The following is a 19377-nucleotide window of genomic DNA, read 5'->3' as shown; positions in this document are numbered from 1 at the left end:
CCACGCTTCAGCGTTGCCGTTAAGGAATTCAACAATCATAAGGGGGCAGTCAGGCCTCCTGACCTGCCTCGAAGGACCGCCGTGAGCCAGCAGCCTCCCCTCCCTTTCTCGACGCGGGTCAAGCGTGCCGCGCTCTGGTTCGATGCCTGGCTCAATTCGACGCTGTTCCAGAGCGGCCGAGGCCTTGCGACGGCCTGGGAATGGTATTCGGAAAAGATGAAGTGCCTGCGGTTCCGCGGCGCCCCACGGCTCATCCTCGACCTGACGAGCGAGGCGACGACCCTGGGCACCCTGGGCGCGGTCATCATGCTGGCGCTTGCCCTCCCGGCCTTCCGGGAGACGGAGGATGACTGGCTGAAAACCCAGGACCTCGCGGTCACGTTCCTCGACCGCTACGGCCAGGAGGTCGGGCGGCGCGGCCTCCACCTCGACGATTCCTACAAGCTTGAGGATTTCCCCGACTACATGATCAAGGCGGCGCTGGCGACGGAAGACCGACGCTTCTACGACCACTGGGGCATCGATCCCATCGGCACCTTCCGCGCCCTCCTGGTCAATGCCCAGGGCGGCGGCGTGGTCCAGGGCGGCTCCTCCATCACCCAGCAGCTGGCGAAGAACCTCTTTCTCACCAACGAGCGGTCGCTCGAGCGCAAGATCAAGGAAGCCTTCCTGGCGCTCTGGCTCGAATTCCACCTGACCAAGGACGAGATCCTCAAGCTCTATCTCGACCGCGCCTATATGGGCGGCGGCGCCCACGGAGTGGTGGCGGCGGCGGACTACTATTTCAGCAAGCCGGCCAAGGAACTGACCCTCGCCGAGTCCGCTATGCTGGCCGGCCTGTTCAAGGCCCCGACCAAGTACGCGCCCCATGTGAACCTCCCGGCCGCCCGCGCCCGGGCGAACGAGGTTCTGCGCAACATGGTCGAGGCAGGTTTCCTGACCGAAGGCCAGATCCAGATTGCGCGACGCAATCCGGCCACCCCGGTCAACCGCGAACGCGAGACGACCCCCGACTTCTATCTCGATTGGGCCTTTGAGCAGGTGAAGGCTGTTGCCGCCCAGAAGAAATTCGGCAACGAGCGGGTTCTGATCGTGAAGACGCCGCTCGATACCGCCCTCCAGCGTCACGCGGAGCAGACCCTCGAGAACATGCTTCGCCAGCACGGGCGCCAGTACAAGGTGGGCCAAGGCGCCATCGTGGTCATGGATGTGGACGGAGCTGTTCGCGCCGTTGTCGGCGGGCGGGATTACGGCCAGAGCCAGTTCAATCGCGCCACCGGCGGCCTGCGCCAGCCCGGCTCCTCCTTCAAGCCCTTCGTCTATGCGGCGGCGCTGACCACCAACCCCAAGCTGCGTCCGAACTCGATCGTGGTCGACCAGCCGATCTGCCTGGGCAATTGGTGTCCGCAGAACTATGGCCGCTCCTTCTCCGGTTCCATGCCCCTGGTTTCGGCCCTGGCGCGTTCGATCAACTCCATTCCGGTGCGCATGTCCCTGGAGATCGGCAAAGGCAACGCCAAGGCCGGCCGCGCCGTGATCATCGACACGGCCAAGCGCATGGGCCTCACCCATCCGCTGGCGGATTCAAGCTCCCTGCCCATCGGCGCCGCAGAAGTGACCCCGATCGACATGGCGGCGTCCTATGCGGTCTTCGCCAATGGCGGCAAGCGGGCTGACCCCTATGCAGCCTGGGAGGTGCGCAGTTCGTCCGGCGAAGTCATCTACCGCCATGACCGGGACACTCCCCCGAAGCAGGTGCTCGACACCCGCGTGGTTCAGGACATGAACTTCATGCTCAACAAGGTGGTGGAGGAAGGCACCGGCAAGCGGGCTGCCCTTGAAGGCATTCCCACCGCGGGCAAGACCGGCACCACAAACGGCTACAAGGACGCCTGGTTCGTCGGCTTCACGGGCAACATGACGGCCGCCGTGTGGTACGGCAACGACGATTCCACCCCCATGAACGAGATGACCGGCGGCACGCTTCCGGCATTGACGTGGCATGAGGTGATGAACCTCGCCCACCAGAATGTGGAAATCCGGCCTATCCCCGGCGCCAGCCCGGCCAATGCCAACCGGGTGGCCTCCGCCAACCGTCCGGCGGCGGATCAGGCCCAGTCGCCCTCGCAGGCCTTCCTCGCAGGCACGCTGTCGCGCAAGTCCTATGAGGTGCTCGGCGGAATCGGCACCCTGTTCCAGTCGGTCGACCGCTCCGTCACCCTGGGCAAGGCGCCGGAACCGCGAGGCAGCTCGGCGGCTGTGAATACACCCCGCCAGATCGCCATGCCCTGATCATGCAGACAGAGGCTCTCTTGACGAACGCTCCAGCGGCCGCTTCGATGCGCCCCCCATCGAGGCCATCCCTGTCCGTGTCCATCCGACGTGTCCCTACAGTCCTCCTGGTCGTCTACACGCTCCTCCTTGGGCTGGGCCTCGGGCTGGGTTCGGCCTATTGGGCCGTCAACGGCGATCCTCCCTTCGGCAGCCTTCGGCTAGGCCCGTGGAAGGCATGGCCCAAACTCGGCGCCCCCGAGGCCGATCCTTATATGCGCGCCATCATCGCGCAGCGCAGCGACGTTCCTCTCGCGACAGGTGAAGGGCTGGGCTTTACAGCCAGCATGGACAATGACGGCAGACCGCTCGACTCCGCCTGTTCCTACACCCTCGGCCCGGTGGCTCCCATCGCCCGCGTCTGGACCCTGACCCTCTACGATCAGGCCGGGCGCCTGCCCGCCACGACCCTCGGACGCAAAAGCTTCACCTCCGCGGAAGTGCTGCGCGATACTCAGGATCGCTTCTCCATCGCCCTGTCCCGCGAGGCGCAGCCGGGCAACTGGCTCCAGCTTCCCAGTGGAGGCCCCTTCACGATCGCGCTGCGCCTCTACGATCCACCCGGCGCCGGAGCAGCCAACCTCGAGAAGAGCGATTTCCCTGTGATCCAACGCCTGGAGTGCGGCACATGAGAGGGTTCGGCCGTTTCGTCGTCGCCACCCTTTCCGGCCTCGTTATCGCCGTGGGGGTGCACATCGCTGCCATCCTGGCCAGCCCCTACCTGGCCGAGCAGGATGCCTTCGCCAAAGTTCAGTCGACCCTGACCGCGGACAAGGCCCAGATCATCGCCCCGGCAGGCGGCGAGAACACATGGCTGCCCAGGCCCGACCCGGCTGTCGCGGTGGCCACCTGCGCCTTCGATCTTCGCAACGGTCCGATGCGCATCACGGCTCAGACAGGCTCGCTCCCCCTCTCCTTCTCGTTTCACAAGGAAACGGGCGGCGTTTTCTTCGCGGTGACGGATCGTGCCGCCGTGCGCGGCGAACTCGAAATTGTCGCCATGACCGCCCGCCAGCTCGACGAGGCCCGCGCGGCCGAGGACGAAAACGATCCCTCGCGCGATGTCCGGATCGTCGCGCCGGAGCTGCAGGGCTTCGTCATCGTCCGCGTCGTCGCGCCGGCTCCGAGCCTGAGGCCCCAGGCGGAGGATCTAGCAAAAGCGGTGTCCTGCACGGCCGAGCAGGACGGATAGGACCCATGCCCTGGCGGCCCATGACCCCGCAGGACTTAGGCCAGGTTCAGGCTCTCGCGGATGTGATCCATGTCAGCCACCCGGAGGATCCGGACGTTCTGGCCGAGCGCCAGCGCCTTTACCCCCAGGGCTGCCTCATGCTCATCGAGGACGGGCGCAGCATCGGCTACGCGCTGACTCATCCCTGGCGCAGCGAGCCGCCGCCGCTGAACCGGCTGCTGCGTGAAATCCCAGCCTGCGCCACCACCTACTACATCCACGATGTCGCCCTGCTGCCGGAAGCACGGGGTCAGGGCCATGCCGCTCAAATCGTCGACCGGTTGACGGTCCATGCGCGCGAGGCCGGGTTCGGCAGTCTCATGCTGGTTGCCGTGAACCAGTCGCGGTCGTTCTGGGAGAAGGCAGGCTTTCGCGTGATCGCTGATCCGGGCTTGGAAGCAAAAATCGCAAGCTATGGACCGGATGCTGTGCTGATGATGCGCGACTTGGCGAGGCCCTGATCGACGCCTAACGGCGCCTCATGGGTACTGAAAATCGATCAATCGATTAAGAGCGGCGACGACCCGGGCCGCTGGATGCATAGGGACGGGATGGGCCCGGATTAGGCGACGGCCGCTCATAACGAACGCCAGTGAAGAGAAGGATCTCACCCTTCGGCTCATTGACCGGGAGATGCGGACGCTGTGGCCGTTCGCTGATATCCGGGAATGCGATCACCACTCCTGGCGATCTCGTCCAGACGTCTTGCATTTGACCCTCCTCTGTTATGGTTCCAATGGCTGCCTCGATGACTGACCTACAAAAAGAGACCTATGGTTAACAGATGGTTTCCGCCGGACTTTGGCCTCACGAAAAATGCCTAGCCTGACATGAAAACAACAGTCACGGCCGCGCTTATGTTCCGCCAAGACATGCTCATATTCCAAGCATGCTGAACCCGTTAAAGATGCGCTAAGAGGCACGCCCTAGCCTTCGCCCGAATGCGGTCAAGCGAGTTGCGTATGTCGTCCTCTTCGAATCCGGATCTCTGGTCGGACCTGTCGGGCTTCGGATCCTCCGAGAGCGCCACGCCGGACATGCGCGCCGCTCTCCTGAAAGTGAATGCGGAGATGTTTGCGGCCGCGCCCGCCCGTGACCGGGAGAGCATCGAAACCTTCGAGATGCTCATGCTCGGTTCCCTGCCGCGCGCGGATGCAGCGACTCTTCTCGATCTTGTCCGCATCCTGGCTCCCTGTTCCGATGCCCCGAATTCGGTTCTCGAATATCTCGCACGCCACTCGCCTGAGGCGCGGTCGGTGCTGCAGCATCGCGATGCGCACCTGTCCTCCGATGTGAGCCGTAGACAGCTGGCGACGCCCGTTGAACGCGTGCAGCTTGCGGCCCGGCCGGATCTCGATCCTGCAACGATCCGGAAGCTGCTGGTGCTCGGCGAAGAGATCGTCGAGGAACGCCTTGCAGCCAACCCGGCTGTCCTGCCGGACACCGCCCCGTTCCAAGAGCTGCTTCGGCGGGCGCGTCACCGGTCTGCTCTCGCCCGCATCTTCCTCGATCGCAGCGATCTTCCGGCGGACGAAGCGGCGTCCCTCTATCTCGCCGCCGGACCCGAGCGCCGCGCCACGATCCGCGAACACCTGTCGGCGTTGCTCGCTGAGCGGCGCCTCAGCCTGTCATGCTCACTCACCGAGGAGGACATTGCCGAGTTGCTCCGCGCAAGCCGCAAGGGCGATGTCGAACGGTTGGAGACCCTGCTCACTGCGTTCTTCTGCTTCCCGGCACCGACCGAGTGGCGGGTGCTCGAAATCGGACGGCACCGCCTTCTGGCGCTGGCCCTGAAGGCGCTCGGTCTGGACAGGACGAACGCGATCAGGATCTTCCTGTCCCTGCACCCTGCCCTGTCCTATCCGCTCTCGGTCATCAGGGAACTGGCGCGGGACGTGCGGGACATTCCCGCTCCCGTCGCCCTTGCCCTCGTCGAGGCGATCCTGGGCGTGAGGGCGCTGTCGCGAGATCACCGCGGTTAAGTCGGCGGATGCCTTGTCCGGAACATCTAGCCTTATAGATCCACTGAAGCCCCTCATCCTGAGGACGACCGGAGGCCCGGATGTTCCTGCAAACGATCGATGAAGAGCACGCAACCGGCAGGGTTGCAGAGATTTACGAGCGGCAGAGAGCGCAGCTGGGATTCGTCATGGAGGCGGCCATGTGCTTCACCGCCCGGTCCGACCTGCTGCCGATCTACACCGACTTCTCTGACAGGATCCGGGCTGGTTTTTCTCTCGGTCTTCGGGAGTGGCGTCTGATCACGCTGATTGCCGCAAAACACATCCCGTCGACTTACTGCTCACAGGTCTACAGCAAGCAGCTCATTGACGATCTCGGATCGAAGAAAGCCGTCCTTGCCGTTCAGACCGACTTCCGATCGGCGGGATTGCCTGAAAAGGATGTCGAGATGCTGTCTTACGCGGAGAAGATCGCAAGAGACGCGTCTCGGATCACGGAAGGCGACATCATACGCCTGCGGTCGGTCGGTTTCTCGGACCAGCAGATCTGCGACATCGCCCTGTGCGCGGCCTTCCGCTGCTTTGTCAGCCGGTTCTTCGACGCCGTCGGGGCAGGAACGGAAACGGCCTTTCTCGACAGTGACGAAGAATTCCGGTCGAAGATGACCGTCGGCAGAGCCCTTTGAAGCAGCGGGACTGTCGAGACTAGTCATCCGGCGCAAGATCGAGGAAGTGGCGACCTTGCCTGTCGTCGACTTCGACGAGCCAGAGGTCGGGATCGAAACGCAGTTCCCGTGTCATGCGCTCTTCCACATCGAGAGGCATCACGCCTTGCAGGATGGAAGCGAACAGGCGCTCCCCGCTATCGTCGAGGAAGAGCTGCGGCGCCGGGCCATAGAGGCTTGCCGTGCCGTCGAGGTGATCGACCTTGACGAAGATCGCCCCAGCCTCGGCGGCGCCGCGCTTGCGCAGGGCGGCATCGAGCCCTTCCACCGAACAGCGGCGGAGATAGGCGGAGACCCAGAAGTCCGAGCGAAGGCGGGACGACACTACTGAACCGCGATGCCGGACGCCGTGGTGAGTTCGCGGACGGTCCGTGCGTTGAACTCCCCCGTCACCGGCAGGCGGCGGTCCTGCTCGAAGCGTTCGATGGCCTGCCGCGTTCCGGAGCCCATCATGCCGTCCACCTTCACGCTGTACCCGAGCCGCGCAAGAGCGCGCTGGCCCGCAAGCACGGTGTCGCCGGGATCCGGCCGGCCGACATTGGCAGGCGGCACCGGCACGGGCCCGCCCATGCGGATCATGTCTGCAATGGGATCGCGCGCGGCCGTGCGGGTGGCAGGCGCAGCGGCAGGAGCCTGTTGCTGGGTCCGGGCAGGAGGCGCTGCAGCCGGGGCGGGCTGGCCGCTGTTGCGGATCATCTCCGCAATCGGGCTCCGCGAATGTGGAGCGGCCGCAGACGATGCAGGGGCGGCACCCGTTTCCCGAGACGGTGGAGGCGCGACGGCCTCGTGGAACATCGGCGCCGCCAGTTCCCCATGCGGCTGTGCTCCCGGACGCACCGGAGGCAGGGGCTGCGAAGCCTCGGGCTCGGGCTCCGGCGCGAGCACGATCTCCCTCGTGTTGAAGAGAGGCGCGGGATGGCGGCTGCTCTGCAGGGCCAAGGCGTTCCAGGCGATGGCGCCTCCGCATCCGGTCAGGAGCAAGGCAGCGAGGATCTGTCGGGGATGGCCGAGGATGAAGGCGGCCGCCCGCTCGGCCGGGCCGGGCTTGCGCTGGGGCTTGGCGGCCCGTTTCTGCACCGGTCTTGCCGGCGCCTTGCGCCGCACCACGGCGGGGAGGTCCATATCGTCATCAGGCTGGTCGGCGAAAGCTTCACGCAAGGGGGTCGTTCCGTCTTCGAAGGATGAGGTTCGTTTTGGACCATGCAGCTAAAAGGACAAGCCCACGGCTACACACCCTGCTCCTGACCTTCCTGTGGCGAAGCCTGACAGAGGGCGTTTAAGCGAAACCTAATTGCGGGATCCGGCCGAGCAGGATTTCACAGAGTGACGTGCGCTCCATCCCCCGCAACCCGGACGCAGCCGAGAACCTGGGACATTTTTCTTTATCCTGCAATGGCTTGAGACGACCGGAGCGCCGCAAGGTTTTATTCATCCTGTTTCCAGATTCCCGACGCCGCTCCTACGCGGCCTGCCCCAACTCCGTTATGGTGCTGCATCATTGTTCGCTTCAGGCAGTCCGCAGCAGCTTATGTTTTCCATTCTCCGTTTCATCCTGATCGTCGGCGTCATTTTCTACTACTCGCCGGTGCGCCAGAAGGGCGAAGGCACCGCTGCCCTCGAGGGGTTCTTCAAGCCGAAAGCTGTTGAGCCGGCCTCGCCGGTACCCGCACCGGCCGCAGAGGGACCGGGCCATCTGGAGACCGTCTGGAAGGCCCTGCCCGACAGCGCCAAGCAGGCTGTGGTCGACAAGATCGTCGCGTCGTCAGGCTTATCGCTCCCCGGCCCCGCGAAACCTGCGGATACCCTGCGGCCCGAAGACCGCGCCTCTGCCGCGTCCAAGCCGCGCACGTAATTTCCGCGTCCCTCCGTCGTCAAACGGACCGGCGATGGTTATATGACCGGCAGACACGATGGGTTTTTCATGCTGCCGACGATCGACGAGATCATTTCCAACTTCGAGCTGCTCGACGACTGGGAGGAGCGCTATCGCTACCTGATCGAACTCGGCCGGCTCATGGAGCCGCTGCCGGACGAGGCGTATAGCGATGCCAACAAGGTCCAGGGCTGCGCCAGCCAGGTCTGGCTCCAGACCCATATGGATTCCTCCAACGGCAAGCCGGTGCTGCATCTTCTCGGCGACAGCGATGCCCATATCGTGCGCGGGCTCGTGGCGCTCCTCCTCTCCCTCTACAACGGCAAGACGCCAGCCGAGGCCCTCTCCACCGATGCCCTGGCTCTGTTCAAGGGACTCGGCTTGTCCGAGCATCTGACGCCGCAACGGTCGAACGGCGTCAGATCCATGGTCGAGCGCATCCGCCGCGATGCGCAGATGGCGCTGGCGGCGTCGTAAACACGCTTCTCTCGTCATCACCGGCCATGTGCCGGTGATACCGATCCGTAAAGTGCGGCGCTGCATTGCATCAGGATGGCCGGGACAAGCCCGGCCATGACGAGGACGATGAGACTCAAATCCGCCCGCCCTCGATCACCACCGCCCGCCACGTGCGGATGCCGCGCGAGGCGGCGGGTCCACGGGCACTCGCTTCGATGCCGTAATGCTCGGCAAGCCGCGACAGAGCGAGACGCGCCACGATCTTGGCCGAGCGTGCGGGCCAGTGCCGCTCCTGCTCGATCTGCTCCAGCCCTTTCAGGAAGCCGCAGAGATCGAGGAGCAGGTCGCTGAAATCCCCACCCATAGCATCGAAGGCGTGGCGAAGCCTCTGGCGGGCCGCAACCATCCGGTCGGTGGCCTCCCCCGGAGAGGAAGGGCCGCTGCTTTTCGGCATGCCGTCCCAGCGGGCCGTCACGCCCGGCAGCAGACCGCCGAGCATGATGTCGGTGCGCAGGCGCTCGCCGGCCTGATACGACGCCTCGTCGATCATCGGCTCCCCATTCCGGTCCCTGCGCCGGCGCAGCCAGTCGAGAGGGCTCTCTTCCGCATCGACCCTGACACGGGCCGTTCCCGTGGCGGTCTCCACATCCCGGATTTCAGTCGCGCGGTGCTGATGCAGGAAGGCAAGGTCCTTGCCGGGCGCGGCGCTCCGGCGCAAATGGGCTTCACCGGCTTTCGTCACCAGCAGACTCCTGCGACCTGAGGATGCCGGCTGCCAGCAGGCGAGATCCGCAGTCACGAGGGCTTCCGCCGCCGCTGCAGCAAAGCGGCCCGCGCCAACCGAAACACCCGATTGCCGCCTGTGGATAAGCACACTCGACTCATCCGTCGGATCGACAAAGGCCGAGGTTTCCGGTTGCCCAAGCACACCCAGCAGGCGCCTCGCCTCCACGATCAGGGAATCGCCTGCCGCTCGGTCGGTCCTGCCACGCGATCTGTTCTTCGCACGCCCTTGACGCTTCTTCGCCTTGGTCTCCGCCGGGACTGAAATGTTCGGTGCGGCAATACTTTCAGAAACCGCATCGCCGTCTTTAATGTTCATGTTTTGTTCCCATAAATAAAGTAAGGAAGGGGTACCCCTTCCACCCACGATAGTGGGGCCATATTCCTAGTTGTCAACGCGATTCAAAACTGTTGATAACAATGAGGATAAGTCGGATCTGCGCGGTTCCGCCCGCACAAAGGCCCCAATGATCCCCCGCCTTTTCCGACAGGGGATCGCAGGTGCTTCAAGCGGCGGACGAGACCTGCAGCGATCCGGGCTCGGTCCCTTTGGCAAAGGCGAACCCCTCATCGGCCCAGCCCGTGATGCCGCCTAGCATCAGCTTCACCGGACGCCCGAGCTGAGCCAGCCGCAGCGCTGCCCTGTCGGCGCCGTTGCAATGCGGTCCGGCGCAATACACCACGAACAGCGTGGCCTCCGGCCAGGCTGCCATGTGGTCCACATTCATGTCCCGATGCGGCAGATTCAGCGCCCCCGGCACATGGCTGCGGGCATAGGCGTTGGGCCCGCGCGCATCGATGAGCACGAAATCGACAGGACCCTTCAACAGAGCCTCGTGAACGTCGGCGCAGTCGGTCTCCAGGGAGAGCCGGGCCGCAAAATGCGCCTGTGCGTCGGCGGATGCGGCAGCGGGAATGGCGGCGATGGAACTGGCTGGCATGACAACCTCCTTGTGGAAAATCCATCGCCAGATTTCCGCGGACGCGTCATGGTTGAAAGTGGCGCTTTCGCCAATAGACGTAAACATCATGCCAAATCGTCTCGTCGTCACCCTCGCCTATGATCGCCTGAGCACCTTCGAATTCGGCATCGCCGTTGAGATCTTCGGACTGCCCAGGCCTGAGATGGGCGCCGACTGGTACTGCTTCGCCGTCTGCGGAATCGAGCCCGGCCCCTTACGTGCCATCGGCGGCTTCCAGATCATGGCGGATGGGGGGCTCGAACTTCTGGAGCAGGCGAACACCATCGTGATTCCTGGCTGGCGCGGGGCCTCCTCCGAGCCTGTCCCGCCAGCCCTCGTCGAAGCCCTGAGGAATGCCCACGAACGCGGCGCGCGGCTGATGTCCATCTGCTCCGGCGTCTTCGTGCTGGCGGCAACCGGTCTTCTGTCGGGCCGGCGCGCGACAACCCATTGGCATTACGTGGAGCAGCTTTCGAAGGCGTATCCCGATATCGAGGTGGAGCCCGACGTTCTCTACGTGGATGAGGGCCGCTTGCTGACCTCCGCCGGCAGTGCGGCCGGAATCGATCTCTGCCTGCACGTGGTGCGCGCCGATTTCGGCCCCGAGATTGCCAATCGGCTGGCCCGCCGTCTCGTCGTCCCGCCTCATCGCGAGGGCGGGCAGGCCCAGTTCATCGAACGCCCCGTTCCGCCTGCCCGCGAAGGCGTGAGGTTTGCCCCCCTCTTCGATCGCATGCGGCAGCGGCTTGCCGAGGAGCAGCCGATCGCCGCGCTGGCCGCAGAGGCAGGCATGAGCATGCGCACGTTTCTGCGCCGGTTCAAGGACGCGACGGGGATGCCGCCGGGCGAGTGGCTGCTCATCGAGCGCCTGATCCGGGCCCGCGAGTTGCTGGAGACGACCAGGAATTCGATCGAGGCCATTGCCGGCGCAACCGGGTTCGGCTCCGCTGCAGCGCTTCGCCATCATTTCAGGATGCGCCTCGGCACCAGTCCGGCGGCCTATCGAAACCGTTTTGCGCAGGAGGCAAGGATCAACCCGGTCCCCAGCAAAGCCCTTTAACGAAAAAAGCCGCCCTGGGGCGGCTGATTTCAGCAATCGGGCGATGCGCTGCCCAAAGGATCAAGCATCGGATGGAGCCCAAAAGTGCAGATCCACTTTGGGGTTCGGTGCTCTAGCCGGCGCTGCGCGAGGAACGGCGCTTCCGGCGCTGCTGGCCGAGGCCCATTTCCTTGGCGAGCTCGGAGCGGGCCTTGGCGTAGTTGGGCGCCACCATCGGATAATCGACGGGCAAACCCCACTTCTCCCGGTACTGCTCGGGCGTCATGTTATACTGCGTGCGCAGATGGCGCTTCAGCGACTTGAACTTCTTCCCGTCCTCAAGACAGACGATGTAGTCCGGGGTTACGGACTTCTTCACCGGAATGGCGGGCTTGGGCGCCTCGACCGGAACTTCCACCGTGCCGCCCCCGACACGAAGAAGAGCCGAGTGAACATCGTTGATCAGGCTCGCAAGATCCGATGAAGGAACAGAATTATTGCTGACATAAGCAGACACGATGTCCGCAGCCAGTTCAATGTAGTTCGAAGCAGCGATGTTGTCGCTCATTTTGATTTTCTTCCTTTCCGGCCCTGTAGAGTAGCTCAAAAAAGCATTTCAACCTATCTTTGAGCATTCTCGTCTGAAGCAATGCTTGCCTCTTCCTAGAGCCGCACCGTAATTGCACAGAAATCGTGCTCGCTCGTCCAAGTATGGCAAATTCAGGCATATTGCAAGATGTTCAAAAGGAAAACTTTGGAAAACTTCGTATCATCTTACACTGTGCAATAAACCTGCGTGCAAAAGTTAATGTCTATATCCATAGGTTAAGGCATCGTTCGCATGAATTTCATCCTTTGCGCCTGAAGAAGTAACTAATAAGGCAGTTAAGCAGAGCTTTCAGGCGCCCATCGCCACGTCTACGGACCTCCCGTGGGAAATCAGAGTTATCTGTGCATAATCCCTGCCCGTCGTTCTCACCGGATCCTTTGATGAAACCCGAACGCTTCGCCTCTCATCCTTTGCCTGCCGCACCGTCCACGCCGGCCAAACCGCATGTTTTCGAGGTGCATGGTGTCCAGGTCCGGGATGATTATGCCTGGCTGAAGGCAGAGAACTGGAAGGAGGTTCTCAAGGATCCGGCGGCTCTCGATTCGGAGATTCGGTCCTGCCTGGAGCAGGATAATAGGTACGCGGGCGCAGCCTTTACTGGTACGGAGGAGTTCCAGGCCCGCCTCGTGGCGGAAATGCGCGGCCGCATCAAGGAGGATGATTCCACCGTTCCCGAGCCGGATGGCCCCTTCGCCTATTTCACCCGCTATCGCGAGGGCGGACAGCACCCCCTCGTCTGCCGCGAGCCCCGTGAGGGCGGGCCGGAGACCATCATGCTCGACGGCGACAAGGAGGCCGAAGGCCATCCCTTCTTCGATCTGGGCGGAGCGGATCACTCTCCCGACCACCGGCTCCTGGCTTGGGGCGCCGACGTCAAGGGTTCGGAATACTTCACGATCCGTGTACGCGACCTTGCAAGCGGCGCCGATCTGCCGGACGAGGTCGCCCATACCTCCGGCGGCGCCGTGTGGCTCAACGACTCCTCGGGCTTCTACTATGTGGAGCTCGACGAGAACCACCGTCCGGTCCGGGTCAAGCGCCATACCCTCGGCACCGGCCCCGAACAGGATCAGGTCGTTTACGAGGAGAAGGATCCCGGGTTCTTCGTGAAGCTCGGCGTCACGCAGTCGGACGCCTTCGTGCTCATTGAAGCAAGCGACCACGAAACCTCCGAGATCTGGCTGCTCGACCGGGCCGATGCATCGGCCGCTCCGCGCCTCGTCGAGGCGCGCACGCCCCACCTCAAGTACGACGTGGAGCATCACGGCGGCGATCTGATCATCCTCACCAATGCGGACGGATCCGAGGACTTCAAGATCGTGACCGCTCCCGTCGCGACGCCGGGGCGAAGCCATTGGCGGGATCTGGTGCCCTACCGCCCCGGCACGATGATTCTCTCCCATGTTGCGCTCGCCCGCTATCTCGTCCGGCTCGAGCGCGAGAATGCCAACCCGCGCATCGTGCTGAGGGAATTCGCAACGGGCCGCGAAGAGAGCGTGGCCTTCGACGAGGAGGCCTATTCGCTGGGCTTCTCGGCCGGCTACGAGTTCGACACGGACACGATCCGCTACCACTACTCGTCGATGACCACGCCGAGCGAGGTGATCGATTACGACCTGCGCACCGGGAAGCGGACGCTGCGCAAGCGGCAGGAAGTGCCGAGCGGCCATAACCCGGCCGATTATGTAACCCGCCGGCTGTTCGCTACCGCTCCCGACGGCGAGCGGGTTCCGATCTCGCTGGTCCATCGGCGCGAGGTCGCGCTCGACGGGTCGGCACCCTGCCTCCTCTACGGCTATGGCTCCTATGGCATATCCATGCCGGCGGGCTTCCGCACCGGGATCCTCTCTCTGGTGGACCGGGGCTTCGTCTATGCCATCGCCCATATCCGCGGCGGCACGGAGAAGGGCTGGCGCTGGTACATGGACGGCAAGCGCGAGAAGAAGACGAACACCTTCACGGATTTCATCGCCTGCGGCGAGGTGCTCATCCAGGCCGGCTATACTTCACGCGGCCGGATCGTCGCCCATGGCGGCAGCGCAGGCGGCATGCTCATGGGCGCGGTGGCCAATCTGGCACCGGACCTCTTCGCCGGCATCATCGCCGAGGTTCCGTTCGTCGACGTCCTCAACACCATGCTCGACGGCGAATTGCCCCTCACCCCGCCGGAATGGCCCGAATGGGGCAACCCACGCGCGGACGAAGCCGCCTTCCGCACCATCCTGTCCTACTCGCCCTATGACAACGTGAAGCCGCAGGCCTATCCGGCCATCCTGGCGCTCGCCGGTCTCACCGACCCGCGGGTCACCTATTGGGAGCCGGCAAAGTGGGTGGCGAGGCTCCGGGCCACTATGACCGGGGGCGGCCCGATCCTGTTCAAGCTCAACATGGAGGCCGGACACGCCGGCGCGGCCGGCCGTTTCGACCGGCTCGAGGAAGTCGGCCTCGCCTATACCTTCGCGCTCAGATGTATCGGGGGGTTTCAGGGCTGACGCGAAGCCCTATGATCTATTATAACGGGATTTCATGAATTGGACGGCGGCGGAGTGGGCGCACAGGCGCATTCACGATCGCCTGAGAGTACGCGTCTATGACTGAGCACGGGAATTCAAGAAGGATCAGGGATGCTGCCGCCCCCGCAGGGGACGACAAGCGGCGCGGCGCCGCATTGGAGCTCCGCATTCGTGAGTTGGAAACTGCGCTCCACGTGGCCAACGGCAAGCTTCAGGCCGCACTTGAGATGGGTAGGTTGAGTGCTTGGGAACGCAACCTCGAAACCGACCAAATGACAGGCACCGCAACTTTCCTGGCAACCCTCGGTCTTCCACCTGATGCGGAGCCGACCTTCGAAGAGCTGGAGCGGATCTTCCATCCTGCCGACGTGGAACGGGTCAGGCAGGCCATCACCTTTGCCGCGAGAACCAACACCCAGCTCAACATCGATCATAGGATCATCAAGCCTGACGGACGCATAACGCGCATCCTTGTAAAGGGTGGACACGTCTACGAGAATGGCAAGCTCGTCCGTCATTTCGGAATCGTGCAGGACATCACCGAGCGTGAAAAGATCAAGGAGGAGGTTCAGCGCGCCCAGCGCCGCCAGGAGTTCCTGCTAGGCCTCAATGATCAGTTACGCAGCCTTGACGATCCTGATGCGATCATGGAAGCCACGGCACAGAGCCTGGGTCAGTTCCTGAAGGTTGATTGCGCCGGTTACGGCGAGGTCGATGAAACACGCGGGATCATCCTGGTCGAGCGGGAATGGTCGAGAGGTGTCATCAGCAACGAGGGCCGGGCTTATCGCCTCTATGACTTCCTTCCCACGATGATGGCCGAGCTCAGGCAAGGACGTCCCATCTTCGTTGAAGACATCAGGAAAGATCCTCGTGCTGACAACCCAAACGTTCAGGCAGCCTACAGCACCATCAATGCACGCTCGGCTCTTGCTGTCCCCCTGCTGAAGGATCAAACGCTAACAGCCATACTCTACATGCACTCGGCTGATCCGAGGGTCTGGTCCACTGATGATCTCGCCATGGCGGAAGATGTGGCCGAGCGCACCTGGACGGCCGTGGAGAAGGCGCGTGCCGAAATCAGCCTGCGCGAGACCGACGCCCGCTTCCGTCTGATCGCCGAGTCTCTTCCTGCACTTGTGTGGATTTTAAACCCGAGGACCGAGCTGATCTATACGAACGAGCGGTGGGTCAGATATTCAGGTCTGTCTCCGGAAGAAGCGCTCGGCCACAGCTGGATGAGCGCCATCCATCCCGACGACATGGCCCGGATGCAGGAAGAGCTGGTGCCGGTCGTCACCCACCATACTCCCTACACGACAGAGGCACGCTACCGATCACATGAGGGCGTTTATCGCTGGCACCTGATTCAAGGTGCCCCCATCCATTCGCCGACCGGAGAGTTCAAGGGTTGGGTCGGCACCAGCGTCGACATCCACGATCTCAAAGAGACTGAAGACGCCCTCCGTAAGAGCGACGAACAGCTCCGCCTCGCATTGCAGGCTGCGAGAATGGGCAATTGGAGCTGGGATTCGGTAACAAACCTCATTCAATTATCAGACCAGGCAGCCGGCATCATTGGAGTTCCCTACGGAACCCGGATCACGCCGGAGGAAATTCGGCAGCGGACCCACCCGGCCGACCTGCCCCGTGGCATGGAAGCCAGAAAAATTGCGTTGGAGACTGGGCTTCCTTACAACGTCCAGTATCGGATGCGGCGTTTCAACGATGATGCCATGATCTGGGTTTCTTCGCACGGACAGCGATCCATGCTGGAAAACGGAACGATCATCTCCAACGGCATTCTTCAAAACATCACGGAAAGCAAGCAAGCGGAGGAGCGGCAGCAGCTGCTGATCCGGGAACTGCACCACCGGGTCAAGAACACGCTGGCCACCGTCCAGGCCATCGTCGGCTCCACAGCCCGCACCGCCTCCAGCATCGACGAGTTCTACCAGGGCTTTGTCGGCCGCATCGTCTCGCTCGCCCGCACCCACAACCTGCTCACGGAAGACCTCTGGCAGAAGGCTGCGCTGGAGGACCTCGTCCAGACCGAGCTCGGCCCTTATGAGGACGAGGCGCGAAACCGTGTCGTCATCGAAGGTCCGCATGTGGAGCTGCCCTCGGAAGCGGCCGTGCCCATCGGCATGGCCATTCACGAGCTCACCACCAATGCGGCGAAGCACGGGGCACTCTCCACCTTCGGCGGCCAGGTGGAGGTGCGCTGGGATGTCAAGCCGGAAGAGGAACGGCCGATCCTACACTTCTCCTGGATCGAGAAAGGCGGCCCCAGGGTGAGCGCGCCTACGCGCCAGGGCTTCGGCTCGCGCCTCTTGCAGCGGGTTCTGACGACGCAGCTGCAGGCGGATGTGTCCATGGATTTCCCCGAGGAAGGCTTGCGCTTTTCGATGACGCTTCCCATTCCCGGCACGCCGCCCATATTCAATCCGGATCGATGATGCCATGCTGATGAAAGCAAGCCGTTCGCACCTTCTCGTGGTCGATGTTCAGGCCCGCCTGATGCCCGTGATCCATGAGGGTGAAGGCCTGATCCGCAACGCGACGATCCTATTGGAGGCCGCTGGGCGGCTCGGCATTCCTGTGACGGTAACGGAGCAATACCCCAAAGGTCTGGGCGCCACCGTGCCTGCGGTGCTGGAGGCGCTTCCCGGTGATGCCGCCACGCTGTCGAAGACGACCTTTTCCGCTGCGCGCGATCCTTCGGTTGCGGAGCGGATTGCGACCTTGCGGGGCGGCGGTCGGGATCAGCTCGTGGTTTGCGGCGCCGAGGCACATATCTGCGTGATGCAGAGTGCCCTGGAGTTCAGGCAATCAGGCTTCGAGGTCTTCGTGGTTGCGGATGCGGTGTCGAGCCGTTCGCCTCACAGCGTGAGCGCCGCCTGTGCGCGGCTGCTCCATGCCGGCTGTCACTGGGTGACGACGGAGATGGCGGCATTCGAATGGATGGAACGAGCGGGCACGGACGAGTTCCGTGCCCTGTCTGCGCTGTTCAAATAGAAGCGGACGAGTTGCCCTCGCCCCCTGCGGCGATGAATTCCTTCAGTTCATCCAGGGACTGGAAGCGGAAAACACCGCTCGGGGTCTGAGCCTCGATCGAACCGTCCGAGTACATGACATATTTGTTGTCGCCGGAATCATAGGTTCCGATGATCGTGGCCGTGCCTACCTCATCAGACAATGCCTCTTCTTCGCGAGCGGTCTCCCGGTCGTCATCGTCCGCTGCAGGCTCGGGTTCGGATGCGGGCTCCGGCTCGGGCTTGAGGTCTGAAGCTGGCTCGAGGTGCTGATCATCCTCATCGCGATCGCGGGACTCGCGCTCACGATCCTTCTCTTGCCGGTCCTCGAAATCGACCATCGCATCGGTGACGGGCATCTCATCATCGGTGTCACGATGCCGGTCGGCCAGGAGGAAGTCCGGCACCTTCAGATCGGTCTCCTCCTCATCGCGGTGCGCCGGATGGACCGACACCGTCCTAGGCGGGAACGGAATGACGGGCGCGGGATCCCGGCCCTCGGGCCACTCCGCAATCGCCACGGTGGTCTCATCCTGCTCGCGCCTCTCACCCTCCTCGAAGAGCGGCAGGGTCGGCTGGCTCTCATCCGGACGTTCATCCTCGGCAGCGGCAGCAGCCCCCTGGCCGGCCGCCAGTCCGCCGGCGAGCCCTGTGCCGCCGGCCAGATCTCCATCGGATGAGCGGATTTCGACCCGTTGATCCTCGGCAAAACCGCCTCGCAGCATCGAAAGCCGACTTTCGATCTGCGCAAGCTTGGAGACAGCGGCCGCGATGCCGAGAAGGAGAGCTCCGCTTGCAGCGCTGATGCTGCCGGCAATCACCATCGTCCAGCCGCGCTCGACCAGAACGATATCCCATCCGAAGAAGGCAGCCAGCAATCCACCAACGATCATCGCAAACGCGAGGGCTAGAAGAGCGATGATCATGCCATCTCCATTATACGCAAACCGAAGGCTTTCAAGGCAAAGCTATGCTTCTATAGGCAAAAGACAACGGCCTGGGAAGCTTGAGCAGAAAAAAGTCCGCAGCTCTGCCGTTGCTCTTGGACGCTGCGCGCTTTAACTAACGCTCAAGCGCATCGTGCGGAGAAGTGGACCCGGTTTTCGCTGACGCGGCCCTCTGGGTCCGCATCGGCGGTGCGCCACCTATAGGAGGGACATCGAGCCCAAAAGTGCCTTACACTTTTGGGCTCGATGTCCCGGGTCGCTCAATCCAAAGGAGACGCCGATGTCGTTCACCCTGCCCGAACTGCCTTATGCCTATGATGCTCTCCAGCCCTATATGTCGCGGGAAACCCTGGAATTTCACCACGACAAGCATCATGCGGCTTACGTGAATACCGGCAACAACCTGCTGAAAGGCACGGAATTCGAAGGCAAGAGCGTCGAGGAGGTCGTGAAGGGCTCCTACGGCAAGAACCAGGCCCTCTTCAACAATGCGGGACAACATTACAACCACATCCATTTCTGGATGTGGATGAAACCGAATGGCGGCGGCGCCCTGCCCGGCCGGCTCGAGAAGAAGATCGTCGAGGATCTCGGCTCCGTCGACAAGATGAAGGAGGACTTCATCCAGGCCGGCGTCAGCCAGTTCGGCTCGGGCTGGGCGTGGCTTGCGGTCAAGGACGGCAAGATCACGGTCATGAAGACCCCGAACGGCGAGAACCCGCTCGTGCATGGTGCCCAGCCGATCCTGGGCTGCGACGTGTGGGAGCATTCCTACTACATCGACTATCGCAACCGCCGTCCCGACTACGTCAAGGCCTTCCTCGACAACCTCGTGAACTGGGAGCATGTCGAGGAGATGTTCGGGCAAGCGACGAAATAAGCGATACCCCAGCGTCAGACGGGCCCCT

At 63.2% G+C, this 19377-nt stretch carries 19 protein-coding genes; 13 read left to right on the top strand and 6 right to left on the bottom strand.

The features are described 5' to 3' along the window. Positions 1–81: 81 nt before the first annotated feature. The 6 genes from ILT44_RS14255 to ILT44_RS14230 all read left to right on the top strand — a co-directional run bounded on the left by ILT44_RS14255 (position 82) and on the right by ILT44_RS14230 (position 6209). On the top strand, positions 82–2292 hold the full coding sequence (locus ILT44_RS14255; protein ID WP_204240263.1) for a transglycosylase domain-containing protein: 2211 nt from the start codon (positions 82–84) through the stop codon (positions 2290–2292). 77 nt (positions 2293–2369) lie between these two features. Beyond that, positions 2370–2963, top strand: coding sequence for a DUF1214 domain-containing protein (locus tag ILT44_RS30880; protein ID WP_204240262.1), 594 nt, complete (start codon positions 2370–2372; stop codon positions 2961–2963). Then, positions 2960–3523, top strand: a complete 564-nt coding sequence (locus tag ILT44_RS14245; protein WP_204240261.1) for a DUF1254 domain-containing protein — start codon at positions 2960–2962, stop codon at positions 3521–3523. The genes ILT44_RS30880 and ILT44_RS14245 overlap by 4 nt, the downstream gene beginning before the upstream one ends. 5 nt (positions 3524–3528) lie before the next feature. Next, complete coding sequence (locus ILT44_RS14240; protein ID WP_204240260.1) at positions 3529–4023, top strand: GNAT family N-acetyltransferase; 495 nt, start codon at positions 3529–3531, stop codon at positions 4021–4023. 501 nt (positions 4024–4524) lie between these two features. Further along, the gene (locus ILT44_RS14235) at positions 4525–5544 is read left to right on the top strand and encodes a DUF2336 domain-containing protein (protein ID WP_204240259.1); all 1020 of its coding nucleotides are present in this window, start codon (positions 4525–4527) and stop codon (positions 5542–5544) included. An 80-nt stretch (positions 5545–5624) separates the two neighbouring features. Then, positions 5625–6209, top strand: coding sequence for a carboxymuconolactone decarboxylase family protein (locus tag ILT44_RS14230; protein ID WP_204240258.1), 585 nt, complete (start codon positions 5625–5627; stop codon positions 6207–6209). A 19-nt stretch (positions 6210–6228) separates the two neighbouring features. Here the strand turns inward: ILT44_RS14230 and ILT44_RS14225 are convergent, their stop codons facing one another. Both ILT44_RS14225 and ILT44_RS14220 read right to left on the bottom strand, forming a co-directional pair. Continuing rightward, the gene (locus tag ILT44_RS14225) at positions 6229–6573 is read right to left on the bottom strand and encodes a DUF1491 family protein (RefSeq protein ID WP_204240257.1); all 345 of its coding nucleotides are present in this window, start codon (positions 6571–6573) and stop codon (positions 6229–6231) included. Next, positions 6573–7406: a peptidoglycan-binding domain-containing protein gene (locus tag ILT44_RS14220; protein ID WP_204240256.1), complete on the bottom strand. Its 834-nt coding sequence runs from the start codon at positions 7404–7406 to the stop codon at positions 6573–6575. Before ILT44_RS14220 ends, ILT44_RS14225 begins: the two co-directional genes overlap by 1 nt. 370 nt (positions 7407–7776) lie before the next feature. Here ILT44_RS14220 and ILT44_RS14215 point away from each other — a divergent pair, with 370 nt between their 5' ends. Then, the gene (locus ILT44_RS14215; RefSeq protein ID WP_204240255.1) at positions 7777–8100 is read left to right on the top strand and encodes a hypothetical protein; all 324 of its coding nucleotides are present in this window, start codon (positions 7777–7779) and stop codon (positions 8098–8100) included. Between the two features lie 42 nt (positions 8101–8142). After that, positions 8143–8598, top strand: a complete 456-nt coding sequence (locus ILT44_RS14210; RefSeq protein ID WP_204240254.1) for a SufE family protein — start codon at positions 8143–8145, stop codon at positions 8596–8598. Positions 8599–8713: 115 nt separating this feature from the next. On the opposite strand, the gene ILT44_RS14205 is transcribed toward ILT44_RS14210, so the two are convergent. After that, positions 8714–9682: a DUF6456 domain-containing protein gene (locus ILT44_RS14205; protein WP_204240253.1), complete on the bottom strand. Its 969-nt coding sequence runs from the start codon at positions 9680–9682 to the stop codon at positions 8714–8716. 187 nt (positions 9683–9869) lie between these two features. Next, positions 9870–10304: a rhodanese-like domain-containing protein gene (locus ILT44_RS14200; protein ID WP_204240252.1), complete on the bottom strand. Its 435-nt coding sequence runs from the start codon at positions 10302–10304 to the stop codon at positions 9870–9872. Between the two features lie 88 nt (positions 10305–10392). Between ILT44_RS14200 and ftrA the strand changes: the two genes are divergently transcribed. After that, complete coding sequence (gene ftrA / locus ILT44_RS14195; protein ID WP_204240251.1) at positions 10393–11385, top strand: transcriptional regulator FtrA; 993 nt, start codon at positions 10393–10395, stop codon at positions 11383–11385. A gap of 112 nt (positions 11386–11497) precedes the next feature. Here ftrA and ILT44_RS14190 read toward each other — a convergent pair whose 3' ends face one another. Further along, positions 11498–11932 carry a Ros/MucR family transcriptional regulator gene (locus tag ILT44_RS14190; RefSeq protein WP_204240250.1) on the bottom strand — a complete coding sequence of 145 codons (435 nt, stop codon included), beginning with the start codon at positions 11930–11932 and terminating at the stop codon, positions 11498–11500. 422 nt (positions 11933–12354) lie between these two features. Here ILT44_RS14190 and ILT44_RS14185 point away from each other — a divergent pair, with 422 nt between their 5' ends. The 3 genes from ILT44_RS14185 to ILT44_RS14175 all read left to right on the top strand — a co-directional run bounded on the left by ILT44_RS14185 (position 12355) and on the right by ILT44_RS14175 (position 17505). Continuing rightward, complete coding sequence (locus tag ILT44_RS14185) at positions 12355–14466, top strand: S9 family peptidase (protein WP_204240249.1); 2112 nt, start codon at positions 12355–12357, stop codon at positions 14464–14466. Positions 14467–14663: 197 nt separating this feature from the next. Further along, positions 14664–16946: a PAS domain-containing protein gene (locus ILT44_RS14180; RefSeq protein ID WP_204240248.1), complete on the top strand. Its 2283-nt coding sequence runs from the start codon at positions 14664–14666 to the stop codon at positions 16944–16946. A 4-nt stretch (positions 16947–16950) separates the two neighbouring features. Next, complete coding sequence (locus tag ILT44_RS14175) at positions 16951–17505, top strand: hydrolase (RefSeq protein ID WP_204240247.1); 555 nt, start codon at positions 16951–16953, stop codon at positions 17503–17505. Here ILT44_RS14175 and ILT44_RS14170 read toward each other — a convergent pair. Beyond that, positions 17498–18448: a hypothetical protein gene (locus tag ILT44_RS14170; RefSeq protein ID WP_204240246.1), complete on the bottom strand. Its 951-nt coding sequence runs from the start codon at positions 18446–18448 to the stop codon at positions 17498–17500. The genes ILT44_RS14175 and ILT44_RS14170 overlap by 8 nt on opposite strands. A 301-nt stretch (positions 18449–18749) precedes the next feature. On the opposite strand from ILT44_RS14170, the gene ILT44_RS14165 reads away from it, so the two are divergent. Beyond that, on the top strand, positions 18750–19349 hold the full coding sequence (locus tag ILT44_RS14165; RefSeq protein ID WP_204240245.1) for a superoxide dismutase: 600 nt from the start codon (positions 18750–18752) through the stop codon (positions 19347–19349). Positions 19350–19377: the final 28 nt, after the last annotated feature.

Source organism: Microvirga arvi, assembly GCF_016892765.1.
In the GTDB taxonomy this organism is placed as follows: domain Bacteria; phylum Pseudomonadota; class Alphaproteobacteria; order Rhizobiales; family Beijerinckiaceae; genus Microvirga; species Microvirga arvi.
The sequence above is the reverse complement of the archived record's forward strand: the minus strand, read 5'-3'. Positions and strand labels throughout refer to the sequence as shown.

Excerpts from the sequence above, each read along its gene's own strand:
- ILT44_RS14245 (WP_204240261.1), top strand. The coding sequence starts at position 2,960 with ATGAGAGGGTTCGGCCGTTTCGTCGTCGCCACCCTTTCCGGCCTCGTT.
- ILT44_RS14240 (WP_204240260.1), top strand. The coding sequence starts at position 3,529 with ATGCCCTGGCGGCCCATGACCCCGCAGGACTTAGGCCAGGTTCAGGCT.
- ILT44_RS14235 (WP_204240259.1), top strand. The coding sequence starts at position 4,525 with ATGTCGTCCTCTTCGAATCCGGATCTCTGGTCGGACCTGTCGGGCTTC.
- ILT44_RS14230 (WP_204240258.1), top strand. The coding sequence starts at position 5,625 with ATGTTCCTGCAAACGATCGATGAAGAGCACGCAACCGGCAGGGTTGCA.
- ILT44_RS14215 (WP_204240255.1), top strand. The coding sequence starts at position 7,777 with ATGTTTTCCATTCTCCGTTTCATCCTGATCGTCGGCGTCATTTTCTAC.
- ILT44_RS14210 (WP_204240254.1), top strand. The coding sequence starts at position 8,143 with ATGACCGGCAGACACGATGGGTTTTTCATGCTGCCGACGATCGACGAG.
- ILT44_RS14205 (WP_204240253.1), bottom strand. The coding sequence starts at position 9,682 with ATGAACATTAAAGACGGCGATGCGGTTTCTGAAAGTATTGCCGCACCG.
- ILT44_RS14200 (WP_204240252.1), bottom strand. The coding sequence starts at position 10,304 with ATGCCAGCCAGTTCCATCGCCGCCATTCCCGCTGCCGCATCCGCCGAC.
- ftrA (WP_204240251.1), top strand. The coding sequence starts at position 10,393 with ATGCCAAATCGTCTCGTCGTCACCCTCGCCTATGATCGCCTGAGCACC.
- ILT44_RS14190 (WP_204240250.1), bottom strand. The coding sequence starts at position 11,932 with ATGAGCGACAACATCGCTGCTTCGAACTACATTGAACTGGCTGCGGAC.
- ILT44_RS14185 (WP_204240249.1), top strand. The coding sequence starts at position 12,355 with ATGAAACCCGAACGCTTCGCCTCTCATCCTTTGCCTGCCGCACCGTCC.
- ILT44_RS14175 (WP_204240247.1), top strand. The coding sequence starts at position 16,951 with ATGCTGATGAAAGCAAGCCGTTCGCACCTTCTCGTGGTCGATGTTCAG.
- ILT44_RS14170 (WP_204240246.1), bottom strand. The coding sequence starts at position 18,448 with ATGATCATCGCTCTTCTAGCCCTCGCGTTTGCGATGATCGTTGGTGGA.
- ILT44_RS14165 (WP_204240245.1), top strand. The coding sequence starts at position 18,750 with ATGTCGTTCACCCTGCCCGAACTGCCTTATGCCTATGATGCTCTCCAG.